The sequence below is a fragment of the Streptomyces sp. CA-278952 genome, assembly GCF_028747205.1.
Classification (GTDB): Bacteria; Actinomycetota; Actinomycetes; order Streptomycetales; family Streptomycetaceae; genus Streptomyces.
Genome location: NZ_CP112880.1, coordinates 3,357,975 through 3,370,238 on the forward strand (window position 1 = coordinate 3,357,975; position 12,264 = coordinate 3,370,238).

Annotated in this window: 14 protein-coding genes and 1 pseudogene; 3 read left to right on the forward strand and 12 right to left on the reverse strand. The window is 70.8% G+C overall.

Translation table 11 applies throughout. From position 1 onward, the window contains the following. Positions 1-2 precede the first annotated feature (2 nt). From N7925_RS14875 to N7925_RS14915, 9 genes are all read right to left on the reverse strand, one after another. Positions 3-845, reverse strand: coding sequence for a GvpL/GvpF family gas vesicle protein (locus tag N7925_RS14875; protein ID WP_274344107.1), 843 nt, complete (start codon positions 843-845; stop codon positions 3-5). Beyond that, on the reverse strand, positions 842-1,231 hold the full coding sequence (locus tag N7925_RS14880; protein WP_265600098.1) for a gas vesicle protein: 390 nt from the start codon (positions 1,229-1,231) through the stop codon (positions 842-844). Before N7925_RS14880 ends, N7925_RS14875 begins: the two co-directional genes overlap by 4 nt. After that, positions 1,228-2,409, reverse strand: coding sequence for an SRPBCC family protein (locus N7925_RS14885; RefSeq protein ID WP_274344108.1), 1,182 nt, complete (start codon positions 2,407-2,409; stop codon positions 1,228-1,230). Before N7925_RS14885 ends, N7925_RS14880 begins: the two co-directional genes overlap by 4 nt. 6 nt (positions 2,410-2,415) lie before the next feature. Further along, entirely contained in the window at positions 2,416-3,411 is a 996-nt protein-coding gene (locus N7925_RS14890) for a histone protein (RefSeq protein WP_274344109.1), read from the reverse strand. Next, positions 3,404-3,670 (reverse strand): gas vesicle protein GvpG, encoded by a 267-nt coding sequence (locus N7925_RS14895; protein WP_265600101.1) that lies wholly within the window; start codon positions 3,668-3,670, stop codon positions 3,404-3,406. The genes N7925_RS14890 and N7925_RS14895 overlap by 8 nt, the downstream gene beginning before the upstream one ends. 2 nt (positions 3,671-3,672) lie before the next feature. After that, the gene (locus N7925_RS14900; protein ID WP_274344110.1) at positions 3,673-4,458 is read right to left on the reverse strand and encodes a GvpL/GvpF family gas vesicle protein; all 786 of its coding nucleotides are present in this window, start codon (positions 4,456-4,458) and stop codon (positions 3,673-3,675) included. Between the two features lies 1 nt (position 4,459). Then, positions 4,460-4,954: a gas vesicle protein GvpJ gene (gene gvpJ / locus N7925_RS14905; RefSeq protein WP_274344111.1), complete on the reverse strand. Its 495-nt coding sequence runs from the start codon at positions 4,952-4,954 to the stop codon at positions 4,460-4,462. A 35-nt stretch (positions 4,955-4,989) separates the two neighbouring features. Then, the gene (locus N7925_RS14910; RefSeq protein WP_265600103.1) at positions 4,990-5,313 is read right to left on the reverse strand and encodes a gas vesicle protein GvpO; all 324 of its coding nucleotides are present in this window, start codon (positions 5,311-5,313) and stop codon (positions 4,990-4,992) included. A 235-nt stretch (positions 5,314-5,548) separates the two neighbouring features. Further along, positions 5,549-6,226, reverse strand: coding sequence for a class I SAM-dependent methyltransferase (locus N7925_RS14915; RefSeq protein WP_274344112.1), 678 nt, complete (start codon positions 6,224-6,226; stop codon positions 5,549-5,551). A 330-nt stretch (positions 6,227-6,556) separates the two neighbouring features. Here N7925_RS14915 and N7925_RS14920 point away from each other — a divergent pair, with 330 nt between their 5' ends. From N7925_RS14920 to N7925_RS14930, 3 genes are all read left to right on the forward strand, one after another. Continuing rightward, the gene (locus tag N7925_RS14920; protein WP_274344113.1) at positions 6,557-7,483 is read left to right on the forward strand and encodes a hypothetical protein; all 927 of its coding nucleotides are present in this window, start codon (positions 6,557-6,559) and stop codon (positions 7,481-7,483) included. A gap of 98 nt (positions 7,484-7,581) precedes the next feature. Further along, on the forward strand, positions 7,582-8,043 hold the full coding sequence (locus N7925_RS14925) for a hypothetical protein (protein ID WP_274344114.1): 462 nt from the start codon (positions 7,582-7,584) through the stop codon (positions 8,041-8,043). A gap of 190 nt (positions 8,044-8,233) precedes the next feature. Continuing rightward, positions 8,234-9,115 carry an NAD(P)-dependent oxidoreductase gene (locus tag N7925_RS14930; RefSeq protein ID WP_265600107.1) on the forward strand — a complete coding sequence of 294 codons (882 nt, stop codon included), beginning with the start codon at positions 8,234-8,236 and terminating at the stop codon, positions 9,113-9,115. A gap of 74 nt (positions 9,116-9,189) precedes the next feature. On the opposite strand, the gene N7925_RS14935 is transcribed toward N7925_RS14930, so the two are convergent. The 3 genes and pseudogenes from N7925_RS14935 to N7925_RS14955 form a co-directional block, all read right to left on the reverse strand. After that, on the reverse strand, positions 9,190-10,227 hold the full coding sequence (locus tag N7925_RS14935) for a MarR family transcriptional regulator (RefSeq protein ID WP_274346473.1): 1,038 nt from the start codon (positions 10,225-10,227) through the stop codon (positions 9,190-9,192). 436 nt (positions 10,228-10,663) lie between these two features. Further along, a pseudogene (locus N7925_RS14940) lies at positions 10,664-11,086 on the reverse strand (class I SAM-dependent methyltransferase); the annotation flags it as partial. A 644-nt stretch (positions 11,087-11,730) separates the two neighbouring features. Continuing rightward, complete coding sequence (locus N7925_RS14955) at positions 11,731-12,252, reverse strand: GNAT family N-acetyltransferase (RefSeq protein ID WP_274344115.1); 522 nt, start codon at positions 12,250-12,252, stop codon at positions 11,731-11,733. Between the last annotated feature and the right edge of the window lie 12 nt (positions 12,253-12,264).

A 12,264-nucleotide genomic window follows, 5' to 3' on the forward strand; every position in this document is an offset into this window, starting at 1 on the left:
GGCTACACCTCCCCGACGAAGGAGTACGGCACCCAGGGGCCGGTCAGCTCGATCCGCGCCCCGGTCCGCTCGCCCAAGCCCCGTACCAGAGAGCCCAGTTCCTCCGATCTGTGCTCGGCCACGAGGTACGTGGCGTTGAGCACGTGCACCGGGCCGTCGCCTCCCGGCACGGCTCCGTGCGTACGGAGGCGGCGCGACGCGGCAGCCAGTTCACGGAGTCCGGCGTCCACGGATTCCGCGACGGACAGGGCCTGTTCCCGGCGCCGCTCGCGTCGCTCCTGGACCCCGCGTCTGCGGTTCAGATAGGCGAGCCCCGCGCCGGCGGCGGGAGCCTCGCGCCCGCCGCCTCCGGAGGTGACGGGTTCCGTTTCCTCGGAGGCTGCCGCGGGTTCCTCGGAGGCTGTCGCGGGCTCGTACACCTTCACGCCCCACTCGGCGTGGTGCGCGATGCGCTTCAGCACCCGGTGGAAGCGGTGTGCCTCGTCGTCGAGAGCACGGCGGGCCCGGTCGTCGTCGTGGTAGAGCGTGGCGAGGGGCAGCGGTACGGCGGGCCCGTGAGCGGCCGCGGCGGACACGACCTCGTGGTGGGCCCGGGCGTACCGCTCGATCTCCCGCGGGTCGGAGAGTCGCGCCTGCCAGACCTCGTCCGTGAAGTCGGCGGCCGGGACGGTCTGGACGACGGCGGTGAGCGGCCCGGAGGGCAGCAGCCGGACGGCCGCGCCGCCGGGCATGCCGACCAGACCGGTGACATCGGCCGTGTGCGTGGCACGGGTGCCCCGGCAGACGGCGAACACGTACGTGACACCGGTGTCCGGCGCCTGGTCCCGCTGGGCGCGATAGGTCATCTCTGCGCGGTCTCCTTGCTGTCGTTTCTGTCGGCGCTTCGGTTCGGGTGCGGGCCGGGGTCCTCGTCCGCGTCCGCCCCCGGTTCGAGGGCCTGGAGGCGTTCCCGCAGTCGGCGGTTCTCGTCCTCCAGGGCGTTGCGCGAGGCTCGGGAGCTGAGGGCGGGATCGGTCTCCCACCAGTCGATGCCCGCCTTCTTCGCGGTGTCGACGGATGCCACGAAGAGGCGGAGCCGGATGGTGAGGAGTTCGATGTCGAGGAGATCGATCTTGATGTCCCCGGCGATGACGATGCCCTTGTCCAGGACGCGTTCGAGGATGTCGGCGAGGTTGGTGGTCTGAGGGCCGTTGGCGGGCGGTCCTCCCTGCCGGAAGTCGAGGTCGGTCACCGCGAGGCCCCGGACCGGCGCCTGCGGCTCGCGCGCTTCTTGGCGGGCGGCTCCTCCGGCTCGTCCTCGTCCTCGTCTTCGTCCTCCTCAGACTCCGGCTCCTCCTCGTCCGGCTCCTCCTCGTCCTCGTCCGGCTCCTCCTCGTCCTCCTCCGGCTCCTCGTCCTCCTCGTCGTAGTCCTCTTCCTCGTCCTCCTCCTCGCCTTCCTCAGGCTCCTCTTCCTCGCCTTCCTCAGGCTCTTCCTCGTCCTCCTCCCCGTCCTCGTCCTCCTCCTCGCCGTCCTCAGGCTCCTCCTCGCCGTACTCCTCGTCCTCGTCCTCCCCGTCCTCGGCCTCTTCCGCCTCCTCGCGCTCGACGGCCTCCTCGTGGCTGACCACGACCTCGCCGTCGCGGATCTCGCCGCGCCACCCCTCGGGCTCTTCCTCGGTGAGGGTCACATAGCGCTGGAAATGCTTGAAGTCCAGCCGCACGCGGCGGCCCTGGGCGCGCCAGAGGTTGCCCGTCTTCTCGAAGAACCCTGACGGGTAGTACTCCAGGACCAGCACGATGCGGGTCAGGTTCGGGGCCAGCTCATGGAAGCTGATGGCTCCGCGCGTGCTGCCCTTGGCGCCCTCGGAGGTCCAGACGATCCGGTCGTCCGGCACCTGTTCCTGCACCGTGGCCTTGAAGCTGCGGGTGGAGGGGCCGACCTTGACCTTCCAGTCACTTTCCTCGTCCTCGCCCTTGGAGACGCTCTGGACGCCCTTCATGAAGCCGCTGAACTCTTCGTACTGCGTCCAGGCGTCGTAGGCGGTACGCAGCGGCACACCGACGTCGATCACTTCGATGATGTTCATGAACTTGCCGCCGCCGGCCTTGCGGTTGCCCTTGCCACCGCCGCCGCCGCCGAACGCGCTCTTCGCCTTGTCCACCACCGCGTCCTTCGCGCCCTTGGCCTTCTCCGAGACGAACGCCTTCACCGGCGATTCACCCTGAAGCACGCGAGAACCGATGGCGGGCAGTGAGCCGCCGTTCTCGGCTGCGTCGGTCAACTGGCTGGTGAGGTCGGAGAGTTTGCTGCCCGCCTTCTCGGCAAGCTGCTGGACCTGAGCACCGGCGAATTTCGACAGCTCTTCCTTGATGCGGCCGACACCCGACTCCGCAGGAGCCTCGGATTCGTCCCTGTCCGTCGTTGCCATGGCTGACTACCTCCGGCGATCGGCGCGCTTGGATGCTGACCGCTTCGACGTCGCTGTCTTCTTCGCGGCAGACTTCTGAGGGGCGGACTTCTTGGCTGCGGACTTCCTGGCCGGAGCGGTCTTCTTCGCCGTCTTCTTGGCCGGAGCGGACTTCTTGGCTGAAGCAGCTTTCTTGGCTGGAGCAGCCTTCTTGGCCGGAGCCTTCTTGGCCGGAGCCTTCTTCGCGGGAGCCGCCTTCTTGGCTGGAGCAGCCTTCTTGGCCGGGCCCTTCCTCGCGGGAGCCGCCCTCTTGGCTGGAGCCGCCTTCTTCGCGGGTGCGGCCTTCTTCGCTGCTGTCTTCCTGTCCGGAGCGGCCTTCTTCTCGGCCTGCTTCCTGGCCGGGGACGCCCTCCTGGCGGAGGACTTCCGCGCCCTGGACGGCTGCGGCGGGGCCGCCTCTTCCTCTTCGGGCTCGTCTTCGTCCTCTTCGTCTTCGTCTTCGTCTTCGTCGTCTCCCTCGGGCTCCTCGTCCTCCTCCTCTTCGTCTTCCTCGGGCTCCTCGTCCTCGCCCTCGTCCTCTTCGTCTTCCTCGGGCCCCTCGGGCTCCTCGTCCTCCTCCTCGTCCTCTTCGGGCTCCTCGCCCTCCGGCTCCTCCTCGCCCTCGCCGTCGTGCTCGCCCTCGTCCTCTTCGTCCGCCTCGTCGTCCGGCGTCGCCGTGAGCCGGGCCGTCCGGTCGCCGATGGCGTCCGCCAGGGAGGCCATGGAGCGGTTGGCGGCGGCCGTCACCGCCTGGCGTCCCGCGTCGAGGACCTCGCCGCGCAACTGCTCCTGCAACTCGGCGACTTGCGGGACTTCACCGAGCCTGCGCATTCCTTCGGCCGCCAGCTGGCGGGGTTCGAGTCCGAACCGGCGCCCCGCCAGATAGGTCGCGACGCTCAGCGCGACCCGGCCCTTCTTCGTCCGGCCCAGCACATATCCGCCCACTACCGCGGCCGCGAGCGTCACCTTTGCCTGATCATCCATGTCTGTCACCTTCTGTCGTCGGTGTCCGGCCGGCCTGTGTTGCGTACAGCCGGTCGAGCAGCCTTTCTTCCTGCGCCTCGAACTCCTCCAGCCCGATGTGCCCCTCGTCGAGCTCCTGGTTGAGGGCCGCCAGCTGCGCGCGGATCACCCCGGGGTCGTAGAGTTCGCGCTCGGCGGCGTCCTGCAACCGCTCCGCGACCCACACCACGCCCCGGGCGGGTGCCAGGGGGAGCATGAGCAGTCCGGAGATCAGCCCCATCGTCAGCCTCCACCGACCGGCGCGGGCGGCCTCGTGGTCCCGGCGTCGACGAAGCTGTAGCAGGGCAGCGGCCCCGCGAGGCGGAGCTCGACGTGGTCGCGGTGGGCCGCCGCGAAACGCTCGGCCGTTGCACGGAAGCGGTCGCTGTCCGCCCGCGCCACGAGGAACGACACGTTGAGCGCGCAGCCGGGAACCTCGGGGCCCCCGGCCGTCGCCCGGGCCATCGGGGCCAGATCGCGCAGCGCCCGCCGTCCCGCCTCGCCCGCCCGGCGTGCCAGGGCGGACGCTACGGCCGCCCCCAGCCGCACATTGGCCTCGTACCCGGGCCGCCGACGGGTTTCCTCGCGCAGCCGCCGTACGGTGGCGTCCCCCGCCACCAGTGCGGCGAGGGAGTCGTGGGCCGGCAGGGCCTTCACGTTCATCTCGATGTGCCCGGCGACCCGGTCCAGAGCGGTGAGGTGGCCCGCCTCCGCCCCGGCCAGCTGGGCGCGCAGCGCATCCTCGTCCGGTGCGACCATGCCGAAGCGCATCGGCAGGACTGGTCCGCTGTCCGCCAGACGCGTCAGGAGTTCCTGGTGAGCCAGCAGATCACGCCGCCGGGCCCGCAACTGCGCGGGGGCGGCGCTGACGACGGCGGCCACCGGGCCCACTGCGACCGTCCGCAGCGGGGCGGGCGGGCTGCCGACGCCTCCGGACTTCCCGGGCAGCGGCGTTCCGGCCCGGACGACCGCGTACACGTACAGCCCCGTTCCGGCGGCCTGGCCCGTCCCCGGGCCGTCCACGCGCACGTCAGGCCTCTGCCCTGCGGCGACGGCTCGTGCCACCGCTGCCGCTGCTGCGGACGGGGGCGCGACGCTTCTTCGGGCGCGCCGGTCGTTCCTCCGCCTCTTCCTCGTCGTAATCGTCGTACTCGTCGTCATCGTCGCGGCCGCCGGCCCCGACCGCCTTGCGCACGGTGTCGCCGACGGACTCCGCGGCCTTGCGCACCTTCCGCTTGCCGATGGAGCGGGCGGCGGAGCCGCCGAGCAGCTCGGGGACGGTGGTGCTGCCGGAGTCACGTTCGAGGTCGAGACGGTTGCACGCCTCGGCGAAGCGCAGGTAGGTGTCGACACTCGCCACGACTATGCGCGCGTCGATCTTGAGGATCTCGATGCCGACCAGGGAGACGCGTACGAATACGTCGATCACCATGCCCCGGTCGAGAATGAGCTCCAGCACGTCGTAGAGCGTGCCGGCGCGGGGCGGGCACGGAGCGGCGCCGTCGACGTAGGTCGTGGTCGTCATGGGGGGGGTCCTTCCAGCTGTCGGACGAAGTGGGGTCACTCGTCGGCGGCACCGCGCCGGTAGCGGCGAACCCGGGTGTACTCCACGAGTTCGCAGGCGCCGTCGAGCCGCACCTCGTACGAGGCGAGGAGACTGGTCGTGTCCGGGATGCGGGGCACTTCGAGGACGTCCACGACGACGCACCAGCCGTCGTCGTCGGATCGTCGGATCGCGGAGACGCCCTCGGCCGGGTGGCTGATCAGCGATTCCAGGCTCTGACAGGCGGCGCGGGCCGCGTGCTCGGGCCCCTTCCTGGCCGAGGACTTCTTCCGGGTCCCCGGGGAGGAGCGTTCGGCGCGCGCTGAACGTTGTTCTGCCATGGTGACCAGTCTGGTCACCACGGGGGACTTCGCATCCTGAGTGAGCCGGTGGTGCGACATCCCGCCCGCCCGGGCCGGTCAGCAGGCAGGGCGGCCGGGCAGGGCAGAAGGCGGGCGAGGTCGGACGACAGCCGGGGTCAGAGACCGGCAGGGCAGAAGGCAGGCCAAGACGGACGACAGCCGGGGGCAGAGACCGGCAGGGCAGAAGGCAGGCGGAGACGGACGACAGCCGGGGTCAGGCCGCGGGCGGCCTCCTCGCCAGCACAAACCCCTGCGGCACCCGCTCCGGGAACGGCCCGTCCGTCTCCCGCTCCCGCCACACCCGGGACACCACCTCCAGGCCCGCGTCCCGCAGCAGCTCGGCGATCCGCTCGGGCTGCCGCCGGTGGAAGTCGAGCGAGACCTCCATGCCCCACGCCTCCGTGAACCGCAGCGGCTCGTCCCCGACCTGGAAGCCCAGCTGTACGTGCGCCCCCGGGGCCAGTACGCGGTTGAACTCCCCGAAGGCGCGCGGCAGTTCCGCGTCCGGAACATGGATCGTCGAGTACCAGGCGAGCAGCCCGCCCAGCGAGGCGTCCGGCAGCCCGAGGTCCAGCATGGAACCCTCCTCGAAGCGCAGACCCGGGTGCTCCTCCCGCGCCACGGCGACCATCCGCGGGGAGAGGTCGATCCCGAACACGTCCAGCCCCAGGCCCAGTCCGTGGAGGTGCGCGGTCACCCGCCCCGTCCCGCAGCCGACATCGGCCACCGGGAGGCCGCCGCCGCCCGCCGCCGCGAGCTCGGCGAACGCGCTCAACAGCGCACGCTCCAGGGGCTTGGCCGCCAACTCGCCTCGGGCGAAATCGACGTAGGCGGGGGCCATGGCGTCGTACGAGGACCGGGTGGCGTTCAGGAAGTCAGGCTCGGAGTTCATGGACCGGAACCCTACGACAGGCCTGATACCGCGACTCCGCACGGGCTGAGCGCGTGACCTGCAACTCCCAGCGCGAGGCTCCGGGCTCTTGTCCCGTGCGGGCCGGCTGCGCCGGAACAGAAGCGGAGCATCTGCTTCCACCCTTGGTGGCTCGGCTTTTGCGGTGAGCCGCAACAGCATGGCCGGGCCACTGCCACCTGGGCGATTCTTCCCGTGGACGGGGTGCCCCGACCGGAGGAGAGTCCCCGGACTTCCAGGACTCGACTCCGGTCGTGCGCCCCGGCGACGGAAAGGCGCCGAGGTACCGGCGCCGTGTCGAAGGGAGCGGCGATGAAGAGGGTGTACGTGTCCACGTGCGCCGGGATGGCGGCCATGGCGGCCCTCCTCGCCGGCTGCGACGCGGACGCCGGTACCGCACCGGAGCGCGCCCACCCGGCGGTTGAGGCGCAGGTCACCGGAGGGGAACTGTCCCCCGCCGAAGAGCTTCTGGTGCAGCGCGCGGAACAGCTGATGGTGAAGGAGTGCATGGAGGAGGCCGGCTTCAGCTACTGGGCCGGTGTCCTGCCGACGCCCGACGATCTGCGGGGCGGAGGTTACGTGCTGACCGACGCCGCCTGGGCGAAGCGCAACGGGTACGGGAGCCGGGTCCGTGAGAGGCTCCAGCGGCTGCAGCGCGACGACCCGAACCACGCCTACGCCAACGCGCTCCCCGAGCACGAACGCGCTCGCTACGCCAAGGCGCTCGAAGGGGACTCGTCGGACGGCGTGGTGACGGCCGAACTGCCCGGCGGGGGAACCGTCGGCATCCCACGGGACAGCTGCCTGTCGGATGCGAAAGGCCGGCTGTACGGCGACTTCCAGACCTGGTACCGGGCGGACAAGACCGTCACCCACCTGGCCCGCCTCTACGCGGCGGAGGTCATCGAGGACGGTCGCACCGCGACGGCGTTGGAGGCGTGGTCCGCGTGCATGCGGGAAGCGGGCCACGACTACGCCGACCCGCCGTCGGTCCGCGCCGGCCTTCCCTCGCTCACCGAAGGGCTGACCACCGCCAAGGCGTTCGCCGTCGAGAACGGCCTGGCCGTCACCGAGGCCCGCTGCGCGACGCGTACGCCACTGGCCGCGACCCTGCGGGCGCTGACCGCCGAGTACCGCTCCCCCCTCCTGGCGGAGTACGGCGACGACGTCGCCGCGCACCGGCGGATGGGTCTCGCCGCTCTTGCACGGGCCGAGGACATCACCGGCGCGACCGCCTGACCGAGCGGCCGCGGGGCGGGCGCCCCGCTGATGACGACTTCCGCGGCCCCGTGCCGCGGGTTCCGCACAACACCCGAACACACAAGGAGTGATGCACCATGCGCAAGACCCTGGCCACGGCCGCCACCCTGGCACTCGCCGGCCTCGGAGTTGTCCTTCCCGCCGGAGGGGCGCAAGCGTCCGACACATGCAACCGGGCCTACCAGACGGCCCTGGGCGGCTACTTCTACGCCTACTCCGGCGACCACTGCAGTGGCTACCTGGGCAAGACCACGAGCTGGGACTCGGACTGGGGCAACAGCTCCGGACCGTTCCAGGGCGGCGACACCAACAACGCCCAGTCGATCCTGCACAAGGGCACGTCCGGGCTGGCCGTACAGGTCATCAACGGGACCGGACAGGACTGGGGCGGCGGCTACACCTGCCTCACGAAGGGCGAGAAGTACATGAGCGACCTCGGCGGCTACACGTTCAGCAGCGGAGAGCGCGTCGACAACGGGATCAGCTCCCACCAGTGGATCTCGGAGAGGTCGTGCGGGGACTGGATCCTCGACTCCTGAACCGCCCGTCCTGACCGGCTCACTCTCTGAGCCGGTCAGGACGGAGGGCCACGCCCCGGTCCGCGGCGCACGAGGATCAGCGGGTCGGAGTCCCGCCGCAGGGCTCCGACGCGCTTGCTCACCTCGGGGTAACCACCCACTAACAAGTGGGTACTTGATCACCTCCAGGCCTGCGACCAGCATGATCCGCATGGCAAAGAACACTGTTGAGAAGACCCCCGTCACACTGCTGGGCCTCGGCGCGATGGGCACCGCACTGGCCCGTACCTGGCTCGCGGCCGGCCACCCGCTCACCGTCTGGAACCGTTCCCCGGCCCGCGCCAAGGCGCTCGCCGCCGAGGGGGCAGAGGTCGCGGACACCGTCACTGAAGCGGTCGCGGCGAACACCCTCGTCGTCGTCTGCCTGTTGGACGACGCCTCGGTCGCCGAGGCGCTGGCGGGCGCCGACCTGGCCGGCAAGGACCTGGTCAACCTGACCACCAGCACCCCTGCCCAGGCCCGCGCCCGCGCCGAGTGGGCCCGTGAGCGTGGCGCCCGCTACCTGGACGGCGGGATCATGGCCGTCCCGCCCATGATCGGAGTCCCCGAGGCCGGCGGCTACGTCTTCTACAGCGGCTCGCCGGAACTCTTCGAGCGACACCGGCAGGCCCTGGGCGTACCGGTCGGCACGACTTACGTCGGCGAGGACGCGGGATTCGCGGCCCTGCACGACGTGGCCCTGCTCAGCGCCATGTACGGGATGTTCGCCGGGGCCGCCCACGCCTTCGCCCTGATCCGCAAGGAGGACATCGACCCCGCGACGCTCGCCCCGCTGCTCGCCGACTGGCTCGTCGCGATGGCCCCGTCGGTTCACCAGACCGCCGACCAACTGCGGAGCGGTGACTACACCAAGGGTGTCGTCTCCAACCTGGCCATGCAGGTGGCGGGCACGCCGACCTTCCTGGACACCGCCGCGCAGCAGGGGGTCAGCCCCGAACTGCTCGACCCCTACTTCGAGCTGATGCGGCGCCGCCTGGCCGAGGGCAGTGGCGAGGAGGACCTGACGGGCGTGATCGACCTGCTGGTGCGCTGACCGGCCACTTGCTGCCCGATGGCTACCGTGCGCCAGGACGGCGGGCCGAGCCTGCTCGCCGAGGCAAGGCGAGGTCAGACGGGTTTGAGCAGGTCGCGGAGGTTGCTCATGTGTGCTTTGACGTCGGGGATCTCGGCTGGGCGGATCGAGTTCCCTTCGCCCGCTGAGTGGGCGACGCGGCAGGAGCGGCAGAGGCCGTCGGGGAGGGCTTCCGGCCGTCCGGGGCGTCCGCAGTCGGTGCATTCCACGAGGAGGAGGCGGCGGCTTGGGGCGGCGGGGGTGGCGGGTTGGATGTTCTCGGTGGGAAGCCGGGGTGGGATCTTGTCGGTGAGGCGGCGGCGGACGAAGCCGAGAGGACTGTCGACCTGGGCGGGGAGCCCCGCCGTCAGCGCACTGGTCAGGTAGTCGACGCTCACGCCCCGCGCGAGCCACTCCGCCCCCTGTGCTTCCAGGGCGGCGCAGTCGTCGGCGGAGAGGGCCAGACGGTGGTCTTCGCGGCCGAGGCGGGCCAGGGCGAGGTAGGCGGGAGACCGGCCGGCTTCGGAGGCCGGGGACCTCGCGTGAACGGTGGCTGGGGGCGGCGCGGGCTCGGTGTCCGGGGCCTGAACCGGGGTGCGTTGCCTCGGTACGGCGGTGGGTTCGGGAGCCTGATCGGTACCGGGGCGCTCCGGAGCGGGCGGAAACGAGGGTTCCTCGGCCGGGGCCCAAGGTGGCGGCGGTGCCGTGTCGGGGACAGGCGTCTTCGGTACGGGGGCTGCGGCCTGGGCGGCCTGTTCGGTGGCGAGGTAGGTGTTCCACCACTCGTTGTCGCGGGCGGTGCGGGACCAGAAGGTGCGGAAGACCCAGCGCGTCTCGTCGCCCACGCCGACCGGGCACCGGACGCGCCGCAGGTGGCCGGCGACGGAGAGGTCGGTCAGGGACGTGGAGACGGCCTGCTGGCCGTAGAGCGGGAGCTGTTTCGCCAGGGTCTTCACGCTCATCGCCGCGCCCTCGGGGAGGTGGTCGATGAACCCGGCGACGTAACGCTCGCGGGTCGGCAGGTGAGCGAAGTCGTGGCGCGTACGGGCCTGCTGGTCCGGCGCTGAGCGTTTGCCGTAGCCGGGCTTGGCCATCGGGTACGTGGCGGAGAGTGCGGGGGCGGGCAGGGCGGAGCTAGTGTGCTGGGTAGCCAAGGGATCGTCTTTCTAGGGTATCGATCTTGCGGTGAGACCCCGGCCTGGTGTGGCAACACCGGTCGGGGTCGTTTGGTTCTCGCACCGTAAGCAGTCGTGACGCTGTGCCGCAAGCTGTCACGATTAGTCATACTTGCTGACCGTGACGGGGCAGGGAGGTAGGGGAGGTTTCCCCAACCTTCCTCTTCTACCTACCGGTTAGAGAAGGCGCTCGAACCTCGGGTCCCGTATCCCGAAGCCCGAGTCCCGGCACCCGAGCTTCGGGCCTGGGCTTCATTCACGTACCCCCGGAAGAGTGACCCGACCGCCCCGAAGCCCGGGACTCGGGACCCGAGCTCCGGGCGGGGCGTCCCGGACTCGCGGGCTGTTTGAGGGGCTACTTTGTGGCGACGACGTAGACGCTGCCCCAGCGGCGCTTCGGGTTGGCAATGGAGGGGTCGAACGTCCAGGGCTCGACGGTGGTGAAGTCGGCCTCGGTGAAGAGCTGGACGAGCTTCTCGTGGTCGTAGGCCCACAGGTGTGGGGTGTACGTGGGGTCGTCGTCCTGGTCGCGGAAGACGATGTTGACGAGGTCGAGTCGCGTGTTGATGTCACCGCGGCAGTTGCGCTTGGCGTACCAGCGGTCGATCGTCTCGTCGGTGGCGCCCAGGGGGCCGGCGTACTGGTTTAGGGCGAAGGCGGCGTCGGGAACGCCGGTGATGATCCGGCCGCCGTCCGCGAGGACGCGGTGGGCCTCGCGGACGTAGGACTTGGCCGAGCGCGGGTAGTCGATGTGTTCCAGGAAGTGCTCGGAGAAGATCTAGAGCTCGCCTGGGTGACCCACGGCGAGATCGTGCAGTACGTGCCGTACGGACTGTTCGAGCCCGTACAGGCTCACCTCAACGCAGCACTGCTGTAAAGGGTTGGCATGTCGGCCTGGTACTGGGCCTATATCCGCCATAAGCCGTTTGAGTGGGTCCGTCACTGGTGTCATGTGCATGCCCGATGAAGCGGACTGGGTGCGGACCATACGGTCTCGCAGCTGCTCGACGAGCCAACAGCCCGGAGCACCCTAGATTTCTCCGACCTCTCCTCCCAGGAGCAGGCCGCGCGGACGAAGGCGCGCCAGTTTTGTCATCACACATGGCATCGACCTGACCTCGCGCGACGTCCACCTCGGCCACGCGGTGCCGACTTCGGAGCCAAAGCCGTCCACCGACGGCAGCCGTCCCCAGCGCTTCCCTCAGCCGTGAGCACCGCGCAAGAGTCCCTACGTACCCGTTGCTGGTGCAGGAGTTGGTGGGCCGGACCACTTCCTCGGGGCACCGGAGCCCTACCTGCTGTACCCGGCCGGTCACGGTAAGCCAGAACTGTTCGGCGTCGGGTCGCCCCACTGCTTCGTACTCCCTAGAACCCGTTCCGAGTTGGCCGGTGGTGTCGCGGCGTGCCGCATCGGAACCGGCCTTAACTGACCTCCGGTACGGGCGGGTTGCCCGCCCAGCGTCGCTCGCCGTCCTCCCACTCCCCGGTCGGCCGCAGGCCCGCCGCCGTGGCCACCGCCTCGGACGCGGCGTGGTCGGGGTGGATGTGGGCGACGAGCTCCCGGATGCCTCCGGCCGCGACCAGGTGGGCCGTGAGGCCCCTCGCCGCCTCGCTCGCGTAGCCCCGGCCCTGCCAGGGCGCCCCGACCACCCAGGCGATCTCCGCCCGGGGTCCCCGTACGGTCGCCTGCACGTATCCGGCGAGGCTTCCGTCCGCGCGGACCCGGAGCACCCAGTTCCACCACAGCTCCCCCGAGTCCGGCGAACCGGCGCTCTGCCGCTCGTACCGGGACCGCAGCGCGGCCGGGTCCGGCGGGCCGCCGCCGGTGAACACGTACAGCGCCGGGTCCGCGAGGACGACCGCCATCTCCTCGGCGTACGCCGGTTCGAGGGGGAGCGCGTCGAGGCGGGCGGTGGCGAAGGGCAGGGGCGCGACAGTGGACACGGCCCGACCTTA